Origin of the sequence: Streptomyces sp. NBC_00316, assembly GCF_036158715.1 — a bacterium.
GTDB lineage: Bacteria > Actinomycetota > Actinomycetes > Streptomycetales > Streptomycetaceae > Streptomyces.
Map to the genome: position 1 here is coordinate 2,308,171 of NZ_CP108023.1, position 18,932 is coordinate 2,327,102.

An 18,932-nucleotide genomic window follows, 5' to 3' on the forward strand; every position below is an offset into this window, starting at 1 on the left:
ATGAGCGGGTGCCTGACCCTGCACGGCCCGGTCACGAGACCGGGCCGGCGGCGGCACGGGTGGCGAGCAGCAGGGACGTCGCGTCGGCGAGACGCCCCATGTCCTGTGTCAGCCGGTAGCAGGGCGTCCGGTCCGCCAGTCGCCGCAGCAGCCGGGTACGGCGGTCGGCGTGCGTAGCGGGGAACCAAGCGGCCAGGTAGGGGTCGTACTTGGTCGCGTTGTCCTCGACGTGCTCGCTCAGCGCCTGGTACGCCTCTTGTGGGGTCAGCCGGGTCATGTCCGGCCCGTCCGTCGCGGAGTCGAACCCGGGCAGGACGACCATGTCGACCCGGGACTCGGGCAGCAGGGACCGCCCCGTGACGTGGGCGAGTTCGGCGCAGCGCACCCAGACGGAGCCGGGCAGCCGGTCGCCAGTGTCGGAGTGGATGGCGTCGCGGGTGTGGTGGCGGCCGGGGAAGGCGTTGGTGGGGTGGCTGGTGTCCGACAGCAGGCTCAGGAGGGCCGGGGTGTCGCGGGCCAGGGCCAGCAGCGCGTCGGTGCGGACATTCACCGTGCGCGGAGAGCCGTAACCGGTGAGGGCACCGGCGTCGCCATCGGCGTCGGTGAGGACGAGGTCGTCGTTGGAGACGAAGTCGGCGCCTCCGTTGAGTAGGGCGCTGAGGATGCTGGAGGTCTTCCCGGAACGCTTGTGCCCGAGGAACGCGATGCCGGTGTTCTCGGCACGGACCAGACCGCCGTGCAGGAAGAGGTCTCCTCGCTCGTACGCCTGCCAGCGCAGCAGGTACCTCACCGAGCGGAGGAGCTGCTGGACCGTCCAGCCCTCGTCCTCGTTCGCCAGCGCCATCCGTCGCCGGGTGTCGTCGACCCACACCACGCGGTCCGGTTCGTACTCCGACTCCAGGACCATGCGCCGCCAGACGTCCTGGGACGGGGGGGAGTCGCAGACCCGGACGTGCGGCGCATGCACCGGACCATCGGCGGGCGCCACATCGATGTAGGGCGAGATCAACTGCGTGAGCCCAGCGATGACACCCGCGGGCGCGCTCACGTGGACGGAGGCACCGTAGGCAGAGGCAACCACCTGTCGGTCGCCGCTCATGGACGGGATCCCTTCGTAGGGCGGGCTGGTCGGGACGGTCATCCGACGGGGGACAGGGACTGCCAGAACGGATCCCGGAAGATCATCGACTTTCTCGGCCCCTTGGAGCCCTGGTACTTCCCGCGGTACAGGACGATGTCGCCCTGCGGCTTCCAGAAGGTCATCTGGGCGAGACGCATCCCCGGGAAAATCTTGAGGGGCAGGGTGGAGAACAGCTGGAACGTCACGGTGCCGATCGACCCGATGTCGATGAGATCGGCGGTGACGTGGACGAACAGGCCGGCGCGCGCCGTACTGGACTTCGCGTGCACCATCGGCACGAACTCCGTGCTGCCGACGATCTCCCGCGAGGAACCGAGGCAGAAGCCGAGCGGTTCGAGCAGCAGGCCGGTGCGGGGGATGGTGATCTCCTCCACGTCCTGCTCCTCCCTGGGGTCGATGACCTCGTTGCGGTAGCGCAGGATGGTGTCACCGAGCGTCAGATCGATGCTGTTGGGGTTGATGTGGTCGGGGTCAAAGGGAGTGACAGTGATGCCGTCACATTCGACCTGCCGTCTGATCTCTGGGCCGCTAAGGATCACTGCAACTCTCGCATTGCCGACGGGACCTGGTGGAGTTTGGACGGCATCGGGCGGTCGTGGCGCCCGTACCAGCCGATATAGGGGGCAGGACTGCCCTGGATGTTCCAGAACGACACTTGGCCGATGATCTGGCCGGGGTAGACATAAATGTCGAGCGCGGGCAGCAGTTCCAGCGTCCAGCGGTGGACCGCGCCCTGATGGCCGAGGTCCGCCGACAGCTGGACGAACAGTCCCAGCCGGCCGATGGAGCTGCGGCCGATCAGCGAGGTGACGTACCGGCCGCTGCCGATCCGCTCGAGTGTGTGCCCCAGGTAGAGCTGACCCTTGCGCAGCAGCACCCGGCCGTCCGCCGGCTCCAGCAGCTCCTGTCTGAACCCGTCGCTGCCGGAGTCGGCGTGCACCTGGTAGATCTCTTCGCCCAGGCGGTAGTTGTAACTGTTGGGATTGATCCGCTCGGTGTCGAAGGGATCGATGACGATGTCGCCGCTGGAGATGGCTTCCGCGATGGCCTGTCCGGTAAGGATCATCACATGACCACTGGCATGATCTCGGACTCCACTAGGTTCCTGAAGTCCACGTCGAGCGGTACGTCCGACCCCCACTTCTCCCAGTGTTCCTGCCGGTCGGGCTCGCGGACCGCGTAGAAGGAGAGAATGCCGAGCAGCCCCCACAGCTCGAAGTGCGGGACCATCTCGGCGTCGCCCTCGCAGAGCGTCGCCGAGGCGACGTCGAGAAACTTCTTGTGGAGCTCACCGCCCCGCAGATGCAGACTGACTGCCCCGACCGCGTGGGCGGGTGTGGACAGCCCGGCGATCGGGACGTTCAGCACGCGGAGGCGGCCGTCCGGTTCCACGACCCAGTTCTTCAGATTGGCGTCGGCGGAAATCGGCCTGAACGGGGCCGGGTTGCGCTTGGCCGCCGCTGCGAATCCGCCGTCCAGCCACCGGTCCACCGCGACAGCCACCTCGGTGCCCTCGTAGAACGGACGCGCCCGGTTCCAGTACCGGCGCCCGTAGTACTCCACGAACTCACGGTGGGTGGGCCAGGGGGTGGCGGACCGCTTGTAGAGACCGAACCCCTCGTACAGGCGAGGCAGATGGGCACAGGCGCTGACGTAGCGGCAGAGGTTGCCGACGATCTCGTCGTCGCACGGGGCGCTGCCGGCCTCCAGCTGGTCCGCGAGGTTCTGCCCCTCGACGAACTCGCAGAACGTCGCGTCGAACAGGTCTCCCTGGTCCGTCTCGAAGACCTTCAGGACACGTTGTACCGGAACGTGGTCCATGAGCGCCTTGTTCGCCCCGGCCAGGTAGCCCAGCGGGATGTCCGTGTCGGTGACATGCTTGGCGACGATGCGGCCGGCCTCCGGGGAGGACACCTGGAAGACGACGTTGTTCGTGTCGCTCAGCTGCGTGATCTGCGCATTGGGAAACTCGCTCTCGAGAAACTTCCGGAATGCACCCACATGAACTCCCGTTCTAGCTCTCATATCCGGGTAGCGCCCTGCTCTGCCGAGACCCGCCCGACGCTCTCCGGTGTCAGCTGTCCACAAAATGGCGACAGAGTGTCAGGTCACCCGCGGTCAGCTGATGTCGCCGCCATGTCGTGTCCCTGACCGGCAAGCACCTCGCCGAGTGCGACCACCTGCTGTTCGAGAGTCGCCAGGCTTCCCTCATTGACCAGCTCGAAGTCCGGGATCACCGACTCACCTCCGAGTTCGGTGGGGTGGTCGTCCCGGCCCGCCGTCTGGTCGCCGCGCCGCGCCTTCCGCGCGGAGCGCAGCGCGTCGGGAGCGGAGACCCTCACCAGCCGGAACCCTCCGGCAGCCAGCGGGCCGAGATCCACCGGCCGAGCGTCGTCGCACAGCAGGACATCGGCTCCCGACAGGGCCGCGGTCTCACATCTGCGGGCAAAATCCGCCACGAGGAAATCGGGGGAGATCCGCCGGAAATGGGAACCCAGGAAATTCAGCAGCGCACCGTCCTGCTGCCCCTGGGCCAGATCCTCGCCGAGCCGCCCGTAAAAGGCGTGCTGCACATCGTAGAGTGGCTGGGCGAGCTTCACCACCGAGACCTTCAGGCCGGCCGCCTCAAGTGCGGGTGTAAGGAAGGAGACGGTCGTCGACTTCCCCGCACCCGGCAGCCCGAAAAGAGCGACCCGCGAGATTGCACGCTCAGTGAGTGCCACGGTCGACTCACTCACTTCCGGCAGACGAACACCGAAGCCTGCTTGCTGATCTCAAAGTACCCGACGTTCGAGATCTGCTTCGCGACTGCCTCTTCCACAGCCGTGTACAGGTCGTCGATCATCGTCTGGGAAATGGTGTCCCCGGCGTGGGCCTTCACACCGAGCAGGCGGTGCCCGTTGCCGTAGAAATTCATGAACTGCTCCGCCTTGTCAAAACGCAGCGCGTCGACGTACGGCTTCTCCTCGACCGAGGCGAAGGTCCGGCTCAGAATTTCCTTGGCGTTGTCCAGCACCATGACGCCGCGTCGGCCGCGCGGCAACCGCTCGATGAAGTCGCTAGGGAAGCCGATGCGCTCCATCATCTCAAAATGCAGGTTATACATTTCGGGCATCGAGTGGCGGGTCTCGATGGTGACGATGGCGTGCCCTTCTGGGTGCAGGACCCGGGCCACCTCGCCCAGTACGAGGTCCGGGTCCTCGATGTAGTGGAAGATGTAGTTGGCCATGACTCGGCGGAACTTGCCCTCCTCGAACACCGAGAGGTCCTCGGCCCGGCCCTCGTGGAACGTCAGGGGCACCCAGGCGACGTTGACGTTGCGCTTCGCCAGTTCGAGCATCGCGGGGGAGACATCCACCGCCACGGCATAACCGCCGTAACGGAGCCGGCTGACCACGTCACGGAGGATGAATCCGTTCCCGCAGCCCAAGTCAAGCAGCGATTCGTCCCCATTCAGCGCGAGGCAGCGCAGAAGGTGGTCGATGTGGGCTTCGCTGTTCTGCCGAAAGACGCTGTGCGTCATCTGCTGGGTGGCCAGGGCAACATTGTTGCCGAAGTGCTCACGAATGTAATCCGCCCCGAAGCTGAACTGCCCCAACTGCGCTGCGTCCGTCGAGCTCTGCGTCACAAAGTCCTCCATGGAAGGGCAACCAATCGGCCAACTGCCAGTGGCGCGACCCTAGTCGGAGCGATCACTGCAATTCAAGACACACGTACGGGCAAGTTTTCCTTCGGAAAAGTGCGGAGTTGGGGCGTTGGGCCAATATGTACCTATTGATGTTTCTCGGCGAAACGATCCGGGGTGAGGTGGGATGATCCTGTCGCCGCGGGTCGCACCGGACAGTCGCAGCCGGCCGATGGCAGAGATAAAGCCTCTGGTCAGCAGCCTTGGTCTGGCGGGACGATCGGCCAAGGGGACCGGCCGGCAACCCACACCTGGGATCATGACTATTGACACCCGTCTGCGCACCCACCTAGATTGACGTGCGATCATGACCCGCGATGCAGTCGTGACTGAAACAAAGCATCGTTGAATTCGCTGTTCTCCGGATCGATGCCGTATCCGGCCATGGGGATTTTTGAATTGCGGCGGCAGCAGTTGTGGAGCGACGCCAATGACCCATGCATTGCCATTCTTGAGGCCGGCCGACGAACCATCCACCTACCGATTCCCTCGGGCCGGCTGACCGCAGCCGCTCTGCAGACCACTCGCTGAAGCCCTCTTGTCACTGGGGTGCACGCCCTCGGCCGTCTGCGCTCAGCCGGGCTCGCCCGCCACGGGCGACTCGCCGCTCGTGCGCTCACACCTACGGCGGCACACACCGGCACACACCGGCACACATACAGGGGAAGGGATTCCACTTGAACGACATCCCGGTCGACGACGCCGTCGGAACCGAGCCGGAGCACTACCTGCTGCTGGGCGACGTCGGTCTCCACTACCCGCTCGCGCCCCGGCCGGGCACACCCCTGGTCGTCGTGCGAATCGCACCGAGCCCCTTCAGCTCGGCCGGCCCTCAGGCTGTGGAGTACCTGAAGCCCCCGTCGACCACGACGCGGTGGGCACTGCTCCTCGACAGCGAACGCGAGGAAGTGATCCGGGAGTTCACCGAACCACTCGTGGTCTGGCGTGGGACGTCGATGGATCCGGACTTCGCCCGGGTCCTGGCCACGTGGCGGACATCCGGGGACCGGGCGGCAGACCTCGAGACGATCACACCGCTGGCGGTGCTGCGGGTGCATCGCGGCACCGGGCACGACCGCACCGAGGTCCTGATGTGCACCCGGATGCGCGAGGTGGGCGCCGTTTTCGCCCGGGTGGCCACGGTGGAACTGAAGGCCGGCGCCACCGTGCCAGAGATCGCGCGCGAGGCACTGACCCGGGCACACGAGCTGCGTGACCATGTGGCCGTGGAATGGCAGGAGTTCACTCACTTCGAGTCCGAAACTGAGATCGAGCTCAAGCTCGGGCTGAAGGAGAGGGTGTCCCCCTGGGGGCTGGCCTCACGGATCGCGTCCGTCGTGAGGGACGGCCGCTTGCCGGGGTTCCTTCCCGATGTGGGCAACGAACTGCAGCGCTGGCACTTTCAGCAGCACACCTTCGAAGTCCTCGACCCGGTCGCCGAGCGCGGCTACATCGCGTTCATCCGGAAGCCGTCGGGACGCTACGAGCTCAAGCACAAGGTCTTCGCGGCCGACGCGATGCGGCGCACCGAAACGTTCCGGCAGGGCCTCGAGATCCCGACGGGCGAGTTCGCCAGCGTTCTGGCGCGGGACTACAGCGAGTTGACATGGCGTCGGCTCCCGTCTTTCACCCGGTGCCGTTTCGACGTGAACGTGGAGTCGGTGGCCACCGGGCACTTCTTCGGGATCGAGATCGACGAGGTCGTCGTACCCGAGTACGACGCGGTTCTCCAGCAGGTCGAGCTCGAGTACCACCGCTCGCGCGTGCACGACGGGCTGGATCAGGCATCGATCGACACGGAGCTGTACCGGCTCGCGGACGTGGTCGGAGAGTGGCTGGCGGAGGCGGGCGTGACATCCGAGAAGACCTTCTACTCCAAGCTGTCGTTCCTCCGCGACTGCGTGGCCGGTGAGAGGCCCACGGTACGGCCCGTCGGATGACGGCCCAATGATCGCCTCACACCGACATCGATTACTGGAGGTGGACGAACGTGTTGTACCGGGCCTCACAGGTCGCAGCCGGCACGAGTGCCGGGGTAAGGCGTCTGGGGGAACTCGTCGAGGAGTTCACCCACCGTGTGCTGGACCCGGCGTTTCCCTGCGTGTTCGCACCCCGCCCCGTGCTCGAGGACACGCTGCTTGTCGGTCTGGCCGAGGCGGGCGCGGCGGCGGAGGCGGCAGACCTGCTCGCCGAAGCCGCGGGGGCGATCTCGAAGGAACCGGAGCAGATCGTCGTGATCTTCGCCGACCTGCCCGAGACCGGATCGCTCCCGGCGGAGCGGGAATTCTCGGCGGAGGTGCTGCGTCTGCTGCGGCGACTGGACCGGTACGACTGGCCGGAGGCGACACCGCTCGACCCGGAGGACCCCCGCTGGGTCTTCTGGTTCGAAGGCGTCGACTTCTTCTTCAACTTCAGCACGCCCGGCCATCGGGAGCGGCGCAGCCGGAACCTGGGACCGGCGTGGACCGCCGTCGTCCAGTCACGCTCGTCCTTCGACACCTTCGCGGGCGCGGACCACCGCGCACGCCTGCGCATCCGGGCGAGACTCGCCGAGTACGACGCCGTTCCGCCGCACACGGCGCTGGGTTCCTACGGCGACCCGGGCAACCGCGAGGCCCACCAGTACTTCCTGGGCGACGGGGTGGACCCGGGCCGGCCCCTGGTGCGGGTCGAGGATCTGCGGCCTCCCGAGCGGGACGAGTGACCGGGTCGACCGGCCGACAACAGGACAGACGCTCCGACCGTGTCCTCACCGGCGCCTGCGGGGCGGGAAAGCGGATCTGATGCGCACGATTGAACTCGCGGTGCCGCACCTGGTGCATGACGTCCTCGGACAGCGCGGCAGCGGAGAGCCGGTGTCTGGCAGGCTGCTACGGGGAGGCTTCACCGCCCCGTACACCGCCGAGGACATCGCGTTGCTCCGCACGCACGGCATGACGGCCGTCCTGGACCTGCGCAGCGACCGGGAGGCCGGCAAGCGGCCGCAGGACCTGCCGGCGGAGGCGCGGGTGAGCTACCGGCGGATACCCATCGGTGACGAGGCGTCACGACCGTTGCCGGACAACTGCGCCACACTGTCGGATCTGTACCTCCGGCACCTCTCGACGAACGGCCCCACGTTGGCCGAGGCGGTCGCGTACGTGGTGGAGCCCCGTGACGGTGCCGTGCTGGTGCACTGCCGGACGGGACGGGATCGTACCGGCCTCGTCGTGGCACTCGCGCTGGGCCTGGCGGGGTGGGACCGGCAGGCCGTGATGGCCCAGCATGCCGAGGCAGCCGAGGCGGTCGCCCCGGTTGTGGCCCGCCGGCGGGCGTCTTGGTCTGCCAAGGGCAAGGATGTGGAGTACTTCGATGCCATGAACACCGGTTCGGTCCCCGCGATGGCGCAGGCTCTGGACTGGATCACCGACCGGCACGGCACGGTGGCACAGTTCCTGGCCTCTCACGGGGCGCCCGCGGTTCTCGCGACGCACGCGGCGGAACGGCTGGGGCCGGGCCCGGGTTCAGTGCCGCCGACGCGCACATGACCGCCCGGGGTACGACGCCGCGTGAAGTGAACCCCGAAATTCCGACACCTGGACGCTGGATGTTTCGTCCACCTGGACGCTGGATGTTTCGTCATCCAGGGGAAGTGATCCAAGGTGGCAAAGCGGAAGAACTACCCCGAAGAGTTCAGGAGGGACGCGGTGCCGTTGGCCCGGTCCTCGAAGGACCGGTCGCTCACCGACATCGCCCGGAGTCTGGGCAGCCATCTCGAGACGCTGCGCAAGTGGATCCGCGACGACCGGGCCCTGGGTGTGTCCAGCGAGCGGGACACACCCAGGCCCGGCGGAGGCACATTGGCTGAAGCCGGTGAACAGTGCCTCATCTGGGGCGCGGCCGGGCCTGCCGGCGCTGGTGCGCCCATGGCGATCGCCAAGTACGGGAAGTTCATCAACTGATCCCTCCGGTCGGCTGTGCCGGGCGACGTTCTTGTCGCCCGGCACAGCCGACCAGCGAGGAAGGGAAGCTGAACAGGTGGCGATTTGACGGTGGGTAACGTGTTGTTCTGGTGGAAGGCCCTGGCGTTGGGTGCACGGCCACCTCGGTATTCGCTATCCGCTGGGATTACCCCGGTCTGGCTCAGGTTTCAGTCGCTCTCGTACGACAACGACCAATGACGCCCACAACCACGCAGCTCACCGGCAGGTTGCGGAGCGACGCCGCACCCCACCGAAGGGGCGATTCAAGACATCGAGTTCTGTCACGGGCACAGGTCTACCACCGTCGCACCGGCCGTCCCGCGGGCGGCAGCGGCGGCCTCCTCCGCGACCGTGCCCACGAGCCTGAGGTGTCCGGCCGCACCGATCGACGCCGCCAGAGCCAGCAGCTCCCGCCGCTGCCGCCCGTCCAGATCCCGGTCGAGTCCGTCGGCCAGGACGGTGAGGGTCTGCATGGCCGACGGCACCTCCCCCGCCGCCTCCATGGCCAGCACCCCCGGTCCGGTCAGAAGCACCAGGGCCAGCGCGAGATACCTCAACTCACCGTCGCCGAGCCGTTGCACCGGGGTGCGGTGCCCGTCCTCGCGCTCCACGACGGCGCGCACCGTCCCGTCCCGGAGCCGCTCGACGCCCAGCCCCGTCACCGTCCCCGCACATCCGGCGGCGGCCGCCGCGACGAGGCGGGCGTGTCGTTGGCCGCACTGGGTGTGGGTCCGTTCCAGTACCGCCGCAAGGTTGTCGCAGCCGCGGCGCAGCCGGTCCTCCCCGCTCGGCACCGGTGCCCGCATCCGCTGCGGCTGCGGTGTGCACGCGAAGACCGACCGCAGGGCCACCACCATCTGTTCGGCGGCGGCCAGGACCCGCAACTGCCCCTCGGTCGTGCCCGCGACCCGCAGCGGCAGCAGTGCCGTGCCGAGCACGTCGTCCGGCAGCGGCGCACGGGTCACCGGGACCACGCCTGCCGTGTGCCAGGCCGCCTGGACCGTCGAACGCCCGGGATCGCGGAGCGCGGTGGTGAGCAGGGTCTCCCCGCCTCCGGTCAGCCGCTCGCCGACGATCCGGAGGGTGGGTTCGGCCTGGACGGCGAGATCGAGCCGGACCGGACCGGCCGGGCCGTCGGCCGTACAGCCGATGCGGAAGCCGCGGCGGCCCTGCGCGTCGGGTCCGACCTGTTCGGGTACGTACGCCGCCGGGTCAGGGAACACCTCGGCGAGCGGGTCGCCGGCCCCGAGCCGGGCCAGGGCCTCGTATGCCCGCAGGGCAGTGGACTTGCCGCTGCCGGAAGCGCCGGTGAACAAGGTGAGCGGCCCGATCGGCAGGACGGTGCCGCGGTGCGAGGCGAAGGCGGACAGCCGCAGTTCGGTCATGACGGGACCGGCGGACCGGACGCCTCGGGCGGCGGACGCTGATCCGGAACGGATACCGGTGGCGGGGGCGTCGGGCGGCAGTGGGGTGCCCGCCGGGCAGAGTTCAGTCATGTGCGGACCGTACGCACCCCGTGGGGCGGCGAACCGTTCCGCCCGGACGACCTTCCTACGATCGGGGGACGCCGGCCGCCGCGACCCCCTCGACCTCCATGCCGACCGGCGACAGCAGGAAGACGTTCCGGTCGACCCGGTGCATTCCGCTGCCGAGGCCGAAGACCACACCGCTGGTGAAGTCCAGGACCCGCTTGGCCACATCGGTCTCGGCAGCGGTCAGATCGAGCAGTACGGGGATCTGTGCGATCAGGTACTCGGCCACCTCGCGCGCGTCCGCGAAGACCTGTACCCGGAGCACGACCATGCGGCGCTGCTCGACGGTCTCGTGGTCCTCGGGGACCGTGCGGTGGTCGACCCGGGACGGCCACTCGTTGCGGCTGCGCAGTGGTACGACCTGGGCCAGCCCCTCCCACTGCTCGTCCGTGACGTCGTACCTGCTCACCGGACCACCCCGTCCGTGCGTCGGTCGGCGTTGTGCCGGCTGTGCTGACTGTTCATCGGGCAATTCTCTCGCCCCTCACCCGTTTGGCGTACCAGCGACACGGTTCAGCGGGCGATCGATGCCTCCGGGGGACCTGTGGGCCCGGCGTCCGGGGTCATGTCGAGCGGGGTGAAGCGGACCGGCAGATGCACCAGGGCGCGGTGGAACGGACCGGGCCGCCACATCAGTTCGCCCGCCGGGACGGCCAGTTCCGCATCGCACAGCTGGCTGGTCAGCTGCTCGATCGCGGTCATGGCGATGAGCAGCGCCGGCTGCTTCGCCGGACATCGGTGCGGCCCCGTCGACCAGGCCAGATGGGCGCTGCCGCCGGAGCGTACGCCGGGGTCCGAAGGCGCGGGCGGCGACTGGGTGTTGGCCGCCGCGTAGGAGACCAGGAGCAGCTGTCCGGCACGCAGCCGGACGCCGTGGAACTCGGTGTCGTGGCGCGGGTAGTGGGCGGCCAGATTGGCCAGCGGCGGGTCCTGCCAGAGGACCTCGTTGATGGCCTCGTGGGCCGTCATCGCACCGCGTTGCAGCGAGCCGGCGTAGCGCGCGTCGGTGAGCATGTGCAACAGCGCGTTGCCGATCAGATTGGTCGTCGGGTCATGGCCCGCGCTCATCACCAGTGTGATCTGACGCACGGTCTCGTCGTTGTCGAGTCCGGCCGGGTGGCCGAGGAAGTACGAGGTGAGATCGCGGCGGGGCCGCGCGCGCCGGTCGGCGACGAGCCCGGTGACGACGGTGACGAGATCGGCGTACGCGGCGGCGGAGTCATCGGCGGAGTTGAACATCCCGCCGATGCCCTCGACGATCCGTTCGCGGTCCTCGGGTGCCACCCCGAACCAGGTGGTGAAGACGTGCAGAGGGAGCCGTCGGGCGTACTGGGCGACGAGGTCGCCGCTGCCGGAGGCGGCGAACTCCCGGATGAGCCGGCGGGCGACGCGGGCCACTTCGGCGCGCAGGAGGTGCGGCTCGATCATGGCGAGGCCGTCGTTGATGGCGTCGCGGTAGCGGGCGTGCACGTCGCCGTCGCTGAAGAGCGCGGTCGGCCGGTAGCCGAGCATGGGCAGGACCGGTGAGTCGGCGGGGACGGTGGCCTGCCAGGCCCGGGGGTCCTTGGTGAAGGTGTGGGTGTCACGCAGCAGATCGACCGCCGCCTGGTAGTCGGTGACCAGCAGGGCGTCGATGCCGGGGGCGATGCGGACGGGGGCGAGTGGGCCGTGCGGGCGCAGTCGCCGGTAGTGGCCGTGCGGATCGGCGGCGAAGTCGGGGCCGTACAGCGCGAGCGGCTGTGGCGGCGGTACGGAGCGGGTGGGCGGCGTCATGACGCGTCCTGAGGCTGGGGCAGGCGGGTCAGCACATGCTCGGCGAGGGCGATCAGGGCGTCGATGCTGCCGCGGCGCTCGCGGGCGTCGCACTGCAGCAGCGGGGTGCCGGGGTGCAGGTCGAGGTGTTTGCGCAGGACCTCGTCCGAGTGGACGGGGGCGTCCGGGAAGCAGTTGACGGCGACGGCGTAGGGCAGCCCCTGTTCCTCGACCATGTCCATGACGGCAAAGGAGTCGCCGAGCCGCCGGGTGTCGACCAGGACGAGGGCGCCGAGGGCGCCGCGCGCGATGTCCTCCCAGAGCGGGAAGAACCGTTCCTGCCCCGGGGTGCCGAACATGTAGAGCACCAGGTCGTCGAGGACGGTGAGCCGGCCGAAGTCGACGGCGACCGTGGTGGTGGTCTTGTCCGGCAGGCCGGCGGTGTCGTCGAGCCGGGAGCTGGACTCGGTCATCGCCTCCTCGGTGTGGAGCGTGGGGATCTCCGACAGCGTACGGATCAGGGTGGTCTTGCCCACGCCGAACGGACCCGTGACGACAAGCTTCATCAGGGTCCGGGCGGCAGACGGCAGATAGCCGATGCCGGTCCGGTCAGTGGAGGGAGCGGAGTCCAACGAGCAGCCTCTCGACGAGCGACCGGTCGAGCTCCCCCGCGCTGGGGATCGGCGGTCGCGTGTGCAGATGTCCGGCGGCCGCGAGGTCCGTGGCCAGGAAGACGGTGGCGCTGACCGGAAGGTCCAGGTGCGCCGCGCATTCGACGACGGTGAGGGCGCCCGGCGCCAGCAGTTCGCACAGACTGCGCTGCTGGGAGCCGGTGTCCTCGGGCAGCGCCGAGTCGGTGCGTACGAGCACGGCGAGCCGGTCGAGTGCGGGGCCGGTGGGCCGGGTCCGGCCACCGGTGACCAGGTAGGCGGGGATCAGACGGCGTCCTGGGCCGGGGGTCATGGCCGGGGCGCAGCGTCCGGCCGGCGGGCGGGCGCGTTCATCGCCCTGGTCAGCGCGGTGACCTGCACCTGCATCTGGTACGCGATGTCGCCCAGCTTGGCCCCGGGTTCCGCGAACAGCGCCAGGGTGGTGTTCTTCCCGGCGGGGACGACGACGGCGAAGCCCTCGTCGGACTCGACGACCGTCTGCGCCAGCCGTGGCGTCTCGACGTCGGTGAACGCCGTGGTGAAGGCGCGCGCCGCGGCATGCAGGGTGGCGGTCATGGCGGCGACCCGCTCGCCGGACGCGCGGTCCAGGCCGGGCGAGGCCCCTTCGACGAGGCCGTCGCCCGTGGCGACCACGGCGTGCTGCACTCCGGGCAGGTCCAGCAGAGGCGCCAGCACCCATGCGAGGTCACCGACGGTGGGGGTAGGGGTGCTCACGTCGCGTCGTCTCCTTGATCGTTCCGGTCGTCCTGATCGTGTTCGCTGTCCGCTGCCGGCGGGGCGGCGGCGCTGCGGCCGCTGAGGGTGCCCTGCTGGAGCGCCGACCAGGACGCCTCGGCCTGCTCGGGGGTACGCAGCCGCGGCGGGCCGACCGGGGCCGCGGGGGTGGTGGGAGCGGACGGTACCGCTGTCGCACGCGGCGCACGGCGGCGCCTGCTGGGCAGTCCGGACGGTTCCTCCCGGACGGCGGGCTCCGGCTCGGCCGCGGCGGGGGCGGCGGTGTGCGCCTGCACCGGCTTCGGGGCGAGGGCGGAGAGGCTGCGGTCGTCGTCCTCCAGCACCGTCAGCAGGTGCGCGGGGACCCGCAGGATCGTACGCATCCCGCCGAACGGCGAGGCCTCGATGTGGCAGCTGAGACCGTACTGCACGACGAGCCGGCCGACGACGGCGAATCCGGTCTTCGGCGGATCGCCCAGCTCGGTCAGCAGTACTTCGGAGGGGCCGGCCAGCAGGGCACGGGCCCGCTCCAGCGAGTCGTCGTCCATGCCGATGCCCGCGTCGTCGACCACCAGGAAGGCACCGCGGCCGCCGCTCTGCTGGACCGTCACCTGTACGTCGGTCTCGGGGTGCGAGTAGGCGGTGGCATTGGCCAGCAGCTCGGCGAGGGCGATCGCGAGAGGCTCGGCGGCACGGGCGGCGACGGCGAGCCGCTCGTCGCGCAGATGGTTGGCGACCTTGATGCGCTCGTAACCCGCCACCCGGGACTGGGCGCCGAGCACGATCTCGACGAGCGGCGAGTTCTGCCGGGCCAGGCCCGGCCAGGCGTCGCAGAGCACCGCGGTGGCCTGGGTGCGGCGCAGCGCCAGTTCGTTGCGGAAGTCCAGCTGCAGGATCCGCGGGTCGTCGTACTCGTGCTGCAGTTCGTGGAGCAGATGCTGGGACTGGTTGAGCAGGGACTGGATTTTGGCGGAGGTGCCGCGCATCGCCGCCCGGGCGGCGGCGTCGACGCGCTGCCGCTCCTCGATGACCGCCGTGCGGGCTGCCTGTACCGCCTCGGTCAGCAGCCCCGCGGCGCCGCCGTCGACCTCGGCCGCTTCCCGCAGGCCCGGGACGGGCGCGCTGGGGTGGGAAAGGGCGAGGGCGGCGGCGGGTATCCGCTTCCGGGCGAGCTGCCGGATCTCTTCGGTCAGGGCGGCAGTCCGGGCGTCGGCCGCCTTCGTCTGCCGTTCGGCCAGCTCGACGCGGCCCCACGCGATATGGGCGTCACGGGACGCGCTCTGGGCGTGCACCACGGCCGCCACGGCTGTGACGACGGCGATCAGCGTCACGATCCATGCCATGCCGTCACCGCATTCCTGTTGTCGGGTCGGTCTCCCGGCCCGGGCGGCGGGAGATCCGGCTGTCAGCCGGCGCGGCCTGGCGCCTCACGGGACTGCTCCCCTTCCTGAGCGGAGAGAACCTGGGCGGAGGAGCCCTCAGCGGAGAGAGCCTGGACGGAGGAGTCCTCAGCGGCACACTCTCGTGCGACGACAGCGACATCGGTCATCACCTGCAGCACACCGGGCAGTTCGGAGCCGTCGAGATGCCGGTACTCGCTGCCGATGGTCACCACGAGCCGCTCGGCCAGCCCGAGTTCGGGATGGCGTGCCTCGCCGATCACCCGGCGGGCCGCTTCCAGCGCGGGTACACCGGCTGCGTGCAGGGCGTGGGCACGCTCCTGTACGTACGCGAGGTAGCCGATGTGGGCGCGCACCCCGGCCTGATCGAGGACCGGGCCATGGCCCGGGACGATGGTCTCGGCGCCGGTGGCCAGCACCTGCTCACAGGCGGCGATCACGTTGGCGAGCGGACCGGCCCAGTGCACGGGGTGGTCGCCCGGCTGCTGCGGTGTGGAGCCGAAGATGACGTCGCCGCTGAACACGGTGCGCTGCGCGGGCAGGTGCACGATCAGGTCACCGGTGGTGTGCGCGGCGGGCAGGGCCGACACCTGGACCGGGTACTCCCCGAGGGTGAGTTCGAGCTCCCCGGTGAAGTACGTGGTGGGCTGCACGGGTTCGGTCTGCGACCAGTCGAACATCCCGAAGTGGCGTGCGAGGTAGCCGCCGAGCGGGGTGGTCGGATCGCCGGCCCGGACCAGCGCGTCCTGCTGCTTCGGAGTGGGTTCGTAATGGATGTGTTCCCGGGCCTCGCGGGTCGCGATGATCTCCGCGTCCGGGAGGACGCCCGCTCCCCAGAAGTGGTCCCCGTTTGCATGGGTGACGATCACCCGGCCGATGGAGACACCGTCGGGCAGACGCTTCGTGGACGCGGCCAGGAACTGGCCCGCGAGCACGGGGTCGTAGGGGGTGTCGATCCAGATCGCGCCACGCGGCGAGGTGAGCAGGCCGCAGTTGGCGAGGCCCCAGCCCCGCTTCGGCGGAAGCCAGGCATACAGGTCCCGCCCCAGCTCGACGAAGTCTCCACCCGTGATCGACATGGACGCGATTATGCCGACCCGGATCCGGCCGCGCGTTCGAACCCGGCCGCCATGGACCCCGGTTGGCGCAAAATCGCCGGTCGTGCTCGACGGCGGCGGCGGAGTGGTGACGGTACGAGACCGGCTGCCGGGAGCTCCGTACGACATCTTCCGGACGATCCGCTTCATTTCACCCGATGGTGTCACGCAGCGCGGCGATGGCCGATCGAGCCGTCGCCGCACCGGATTGTGCCGATTACCCACCGAGCATGGCTGAAAACAGATGGGGGAAAACCTCCGGTGCGAGCGCCGGTCGGCGCGGGGTGCACGAGGTGCGCATGAGACCCGTCGGACAGGGCCGAAGCCCTGTCCGGCGGGTCCCGGTCAGATTCCGGCTGGAAGGTTCTGGCGGACCTGACCGCGTTCGAAGTACGCGATCAGCTCGGGGTCGAGGGCCGGCACGTCGTACGGTGCACCGCCCTCACGCAGCGAGCGGGTCGCGAGCACACCGGCGGCGACGCTCATGCGGGCGGCGACCGGGGAGGTGTCGGTGACGCCGCCGTCGCGGACGAACCGGCAGAATTCCTCCATGATCCGGCTGTCCCCGCCGCCGTGCGAGCCGTCCGCCTCCGGCACCCGGTAGGTGATGTCGGCCTCGGCGCGGTAACCGCTGGGACCGGTGTTCCAGACCTTGACCTCGTCACCCGGGCCGTCGCCGAAGTTCTCCAGCCGCCCCTCGGTGCCGATGACGGTGTAGTTGCGCCAGTAGTCCGGAGTGAAGTGGCACTGCTGGTACGCGGCGACGACGCCGTTGTCGAGCTGCATGTTCATCACCGAGACGTCCTCGACGTCCACGATGTGGTGCAGATCCTTGCGGGCCGTCGGCGGCCAGTCGAACTCCCGCAGCCAGTTGTCCGGACGCGGGGTGCCCGCCTCGCGGCGCGGCAGACCACCGTAGACGAGGAGGTCGCCGAGGGCGTTGACCCGGCGGGTGTAGCCGCCGGCCAGCCAGTGCAGGACGTCGATGTCGTGCGCGGCCTTCTGGAGCAGGAGGCCGGTGGTGCGGGTCCGGTCGGCGTGCCAGTCCTTGAAGTAGTAGTCGCCGCCGTAGCCGACGAAGTGCCGCACCCAGACGGCCTTCGGCTCGCCGATGTCGCCCCGGGCGATGATGTCGCGCATCAGCCGCACGACTCCCATGTGGCGCATGTTGTGGCCGACGTAGAGCCGAGTCCCCGTCTCGTACGCGGCGCGCAGGACGTTGTCGCAGCTCTCGACGGTGATCCCGAGCGGCTTCTCGACGAAGACCGCCTTGCCGGCCCGCAGGGCGTCGATGGCGATGGCCTCGTGGGTGTCGTCCGGGGTGGCGATGACGACCGCGTCGAGGTCGTCCCTGCCGAGGAGCAACTTGTAGTCCTCCACCGCGACGTCGGTGCCGAAGCGCTCGGCCTCGCGCTCCCGCACCTCGGGGTCGAGGTCGCAGACGGCGGTGATCGCCGAACCCTTTCCGGGGTGGTGGGCGGAGATCGCGATGGAACGGCGGAGGCCGAGCCCGATGACGCCGAGGCGCAGGTCTGACACGGGAGTCCCTTCTCTCTGTGCGGGGTGGTGCGGGCGGAGACTGCTTACCGGCGATCGAGGCCTCGTACTCCGCGCGCATCTCGTCGCCGCCGCCGGAGCACCACTTCTTCACCCGGTCCGGAAGACGGAGACCGGCTTGCGGGCCGCGCCGACGTCCTTCTGACAGTCGCTCATGACGGTGGTGAGCGAGCCACCCTTGCCGGTGTACGTGTCGGCACCGCACCGTCGACGGGGCAGCCGCTCTTCCGTCGCGGCGACAGTCACATCGTTCACGAGAGTGCGCACCGATGGCAAGAGTTGTTCATTTCTCGGGCGCGACGAACATCTGCGGACATCCGAGATCGGGGAAATGCAACGGACCCCGGCCGACGCCGCATTGCCGGACACAGCCGACGGACTCACGGCCGCGTCAGCGTGCACCCGATGCTCGATCGTGCACGGGGTGCGCACATCTCACCGCATCCAGCGCCCTCGGACAGCCGTCACACAGCGATGACGGTGACGCCTGCCTCGGTGAAGCGGGCCGTCGCCTCGGCGGTGATGCCGGTGTCGGTCACCAGGAAGTCGACCTGGCCGAGATCGCAGACCCGGGCGAAGGCACGCTTGCCGATCTTGGAGGAGTCGGCGGCCACGACCACCCGCTGCGCCTGCTCGGCGAGCAGCCGGTTGATGCTGGCCTCGCCCTCGTGGTGGACGTACGCCCCACGCTCGGTGTCGATCGCGTTGACGCCCAGTACGGCGACGTCCAGGGTGATCTCACCCAGCACGCCGCTGGCCAGCGGGCCGGTGAGCTCGTACGACTGGGGCCGGGCCACGCCCCCGGTCACCACGATCTTTATCTGCGGCCGGATCACCAGCTCGTTGGCGATGTTGAGGGCGTTGGTCACCACCGTCAGCGTCGGCTGGCCGCCGATCCCGGGACCGGTGTCACCCACGAGGTCGGAGCGCACGGCCAGCGAGCGGGCGACCTCGGTGATCGTGGTGCCACCGGTCAGTCCCACGACCTCGCCCACGGCCACGAGCTCGGACACCGCGCGGCCGATGGCCTGCTTCTCCGGGGCGTGGCGTCCCGTCTTGTAGCGCAGCGCCAGCTCGTACGAGACGCCGTGCGCGACGGCGCCACCGCGGGTACGGGTGAGCAGATGCTGCTCGGCGAGCTGGTCCAGGTCACGTCGGATGGTCGCGGCCGAGACATCCAGCGCCGTCGCGGCTTCCTCGACCTCCACCCTGCCGTGCTTCCCGACCAGCTCCAGCAGCGCGTTCCACCGGGCATCCCTGGACAAGTGAACTCTCCTTACGGCTCCGGGATTCGAGCACCCATCCCCTTGGGCACGGTCACCGGACACGCGCAAGCGTCGCACAAGGCTCTGATCAGTCAAGCCTCCTGCAACAAGAATGCTTGATAATGCTTGCAGTTCACCTATAACGTGCGTGAACGA

The 18,932-nt window shown here is 69.3% G+C and carries 22 protein-coding genes; 5 read left to right on the forward strand and 17 right to left on the reverse strand.

Going from position 1 to position 18,932, the window contains the following annotated elements:
• Positions 1 to 31: 31 nt before the first annotated feature.
• From OG878_RS10150 to OG878_RS10175, 6 genes are all read right to left on the reverse strand, one after another.
• Complete coding sequence (locus OG878_RS10150; protein WP_328886477.1) at positions 32 to 1,099, reverse strand: hypothetical protein; 1,068 nt, start codon at positions 1,097 to 1,099, stop codon at positions 32 to 34.
• A gap of 38 nt (positions 1,100 to 1,137) precedes the next feature.
• Positions 1,138 to 1,680, reverse strand: a complete 543-nt coding sequence (dcd, locus tag OG878_RS10155) for a dCTP deaminase (RefSeq protein ID WP_328886478.1) — start codon at positions 1,678 to 1,680, stop codon at positions 1,138 to 1,140.
• Positions 1,677 to 2,207, reverse strand: coding sequence for a dCTP deaminase (locus OG878_RS10160; RefSeq protein ID WP_328886479.1), 531 nt, complete (start codon positions 2,205 to 2,207; stop codon positions 1,677 to 1,679). Before OG878_RS10160 ends, dcd begins: the two co-directional genes overlap by 4 nt.
• Complete coding sequence (locus tag OG878_RS10165; protein WP_328886480.1) at positions 2,207 to 3,142, reverse strand: hypothetical protein; 936 nt, start codon at positions 3,140 to 3,142, stop codon at positions 2,207 to 2,209. The genes OG878_RS10160 and OG878_RS10165 overlap by 1 nt, the downstream gene beginning before the upstream one ends.
• 107 nt (positions 3,143 to 3,249) lie before the next feature.
• Entirely contained in the window at positions 3,250 to 3,864 is a 615-nt protein-coding gene (locus OG878_RS10170) for a hypothetical protein (RefSeq protein WP_328886481.1), read from the reverse strand.
• An 11-nt stretch (positions 3,865 to 3,875) separates the two neighbouring features.
• Entirely contained in the window at positions 3,876 to 4,769 is an 894-nt protein-coding gene (locus tag OG878_RS10175) for a class I SAM-dependent methyltransferase (RefSeq protein ID WP_328886482.1), read from the reverse strand.
• Positions 4,770 to 5,503: 734 nt separating this feature from the next.
• Between OG878_RS10175 and OG878_RS10180 the strand changes: the two genes are divergently transcribed.
• The 4 genes from OG878_RS10180 (at position 5,504) to OG878_RS10195 (ending at position 8,767) form a co-directional block, all read left to right on the forward strand.
• The gene (locus OG878_RS10180; protein WP_328886483.1) at positions 5,504 to 6,766 is read left to right on the forward strand and encodes a hypothetical protein; all 1,263 of its coding nucleotides are present in this window, start codon (positions 5,504 to 5,506) and stop codon (positions 6,764 to 6,766) included.
• A gap of 50 nt (positions 6,767 to 6,816) precedes the next feature.
• Positions 6,817 to 7,530 carry a YqcI/YcgG family protein gene (locus OG878_RS10185; protein WP_328886484.1) on the forward strand — a complete coding sequence of 238 codons (714 nt, stop codon included), beginning with the start codon at positions 6,817 to 6,819 and terminating at the stop codon, positions 7,528 to 7,530.
• A gap of 79 nt (positions 7,531 to 7,609) precedes the next feature.
• Positions 7,610 to 8,353, forward strand: coding sequence for a tyrosine-protein phosphatase (locus OG878_RS10190; protein ID WP_328886485.1), 744 nt, complete (start codon positions 7,610 to 7,612; stop codon positions 8,351 to 8,353).
• Between the two features lie 114 nt (positions 8,354 to 8,467).
• A complete protein-coding gene (locus OG878_RS10195) occupies positions 8,468 to 8,767 on the forward strand; it encodes a transposase (protein WP_328886486.1) in 300 nt (99 codons plus the stop codon).
• A 302-nt stretch (positions 8,768 to 9,069) separates the two neighbouring features.
• On the opposite strand, the gene OG878_RS10200 is transcribed toward OG878_RS10195, so the two are convergent.
• The 8 genes from OG878_RS10200 to OG878_RS10235 form a co-directional block, all read right to left on the reverse strand.
• Positions 9,070 to 10,284, reverse strand: a complete 1,215-nt coding sequence (locus tag OG878_RS10200; RefSeq protein WP_328886487.1) for an AAA family ATPase — start codon at positions 10,282 to 10,284, stop codon at positions 9,070 to 9,072.
• Between the two features lie 55 nt (positions 10,285 to 10,339).
• The gene (locus OG878_RS10205) at positions 10,340 to 10,729 is read right to left on the reverse strand and encodes a cell division protein SepF (RefSeq protein WP_328886488.1); all 390 of its coding nucleotides are present in this window, start codon (positions 10,727 to 10,729) and stop codon (positions 10,340 to 10,342) included.
• Between the two features lie 104 nt (positions 10,730 to 10,833).
• Positions 10,834 to 12,093 carry a cytochrome P450 gene (locus OG878_RS10210; RefSeq protein WP_328886489.1) on the reverse strand — a complete coding sequence of 420 codons (1,260 nt, stop codon included), beginning with the start codon at positions 12,091 to 12,093 and terminating at the stop codon, positions 10,834 to 10,836.
• The gene (locus OG878_RS10215; RefSeq protein ID WP_328886490.1) at positions 12,090 to 12,704 is read right to left on the reverse strand and encodes a GTP-binding protein; all 615 of its coding nucleotides are present in this window, start codon (positions 12,702 to 12,704) and stop codon (positions 12,090 to 12,092) included. The genes OG878_RS10210 and OG878_RS10215 overlap by 4 nt, the downstream gene beginning before the upstream one ends.
• Positions 12,682 to 13,035, reverse strand: a complete 354-nt coding sequence (locus OG878_RS10220) for a DUF742 domain-containing protein (protein ID WP_277328944.1) — start codon at positions 13,033 to 13,035, stop codon at positions 12,682 to 12,684. Before OG878_RS10220 ends, OG878_RS10215 begins: the two co-directional genes overlap by 23 nt.
• Entirely contained in the window at positions 13,032 to 13,457 is a 426-nt protein-coding gene (locus tag OG878_RS10225) for a roadblock/LC7 domain-containing protein (protein WP_328886491.1), read from the reverse strand. Before OG878_RS10225 ends, OG878_RS10220 begins: the two co-directional genes overlap by 4 nt.
• Entirely contained in the window at positions 13,454 to 14,800 is a 1,347-nt protein-coding gene (locus OG878_RS10230; protein WP_328886492.1) for an ATP-binding protein, read from the reverse strand. Before OG878_RS10230 ends, OG878_RS10225 begins: the two co-directional genes overlap by 4 nt.
• Before the next feature lie 62 nt (positions 14,801 to 14,862).
• Positions 14,863 to 15,936 (reverse strand): MBL fold metallo-hydrolase, encoded by a 1,074-nt coding sequence (locus OG878_RS10235; protein ID WP_328886493.1) that lies wholly within the window; start codon positions 15,934 to 15,936, stop codon positions 14,863 to 14,865.
• Here OG878_RS10235 and OG878_RS10240 point away from each other — a divergent pair.
• Positions 15,926 to 16,192 (forward strand): hypothetical protein, encoded by a 267-nt coding sequence (locus OG878_RS10240; RefSeq protein ID WP_328886494.1) that lies wholly within the window; start codon positions 15,926 to 15,928, stop codon positions 16,190 to 16,192. The two genes, OG878_RS10235 and OG878_RS10240, sit on opposite strands and share 11 nt — an antisense overlap.
• Positions 16,193 to 16,299: 107 nt before the next feature.
• Here the strand turns inward: OG878_RS10240 and OG878_RS10245 are convergent, their stop codons facing one another.
• From OG878_RS10245 to OG878_RS10255, 3 genes are all read right to left on the reverse strand, one after another.
• Positions 16,300 to 17,493, reverse strand: coding sequence for a Gfo/Idh/MocA family protein (locus OG878_RS10245; RefSeq protein ID WP_328886495.1), 1,194 nt, complete (start codon positions 17,491 to 17,493; stop codon positions 16,300 to 16,302).
• A gap of 108 nt (positions 17,494 to 17,601) precedes the next feature.
• Complete coding sequence (locus OG878_RS10250; RefSeq protein WP_328886496.1) at positions 17,602 to 17,766, reverse strand: hypothetical protein; 165 nt, start codon at positions 17,764 to 17,766, stop codon at positions 17,602 to 17,604.
• A gap of 209 nt (positions 17,767 to 17,975) precedes the next feature.
• A complete protein-coding gene (locus OG878_RS10255; protein WP_328886497.1) occupies positions 17,976 to 18,776 on the reverse strand; it encodes a DeoR/GlpR family DNA-binding transcription regulator in 801 nt (266 codons plus the stop codon).
• Positions 18,777 to 18,932: the final 156 nt, after the last annotated feature.

Excerpts from the sequence above, each read along its gene's own strand:
- OG878_RS10210 (WP_328886489.1), bottom strand. The coding sequence starts at position 12,093 with ATGACGCCGCCCACCCGCTCCGTACCGCCGCCACAGCCGCTCGCGCTG.
- OG878_RS10160 (WP_328886479.1), bottom strand. The coding sequence starts at position 2,207 with ATGATCCTTACCGGACAGGCCATCGCGGAAGCCATCTCCAGCGGCGAC.
- OG878_RS10190 (WP_328886485.1), top strand. The coding sequence starts at position 7,610 with ATGCGCACGATTGAACTCGCGGTGCCGCACCTGGTGCATGACGTCCTC.
- OG878_RS10230 (WP_328886492.1), bottom strand. The coding sequence starts at position 14,800 with ATGGCATGGATCGTGACGCTGATCGCCGTCGTCACAGCCGTGGCGGCC.
- OG878_RS10150 (WP_328886477.1), bottom strand. The coding sequence starts at position 1,099 with ATGAGCGGCGACCGACAGGTGGTTGCCTCTGCCTACGGTGCCTCCGTC.
- OG878_RS10200 (WP_328886487.1), bottom strand. The coding sequence starts at position 10,284 with ATGACTGAACTCTGCCCGGCGGGCACCCCACTGCCGCCCGACGCCCCC.
- OG878_RS10220 (WP_277328944.1), bottom strand. The coding sequence starts at position 13,035 with ATGACCCCCGGCCCAGGACGCCGTCTGATCCCCGCCTACCTGGTCACC.
- OG878_RS10235 (WP_328886493.1), bottom strand. The coding sequence starts at position 15,936 with ATGTCGATCACGGGTGGAGACTTCGTCGAGCTGGGGCGGGACCTGTAT.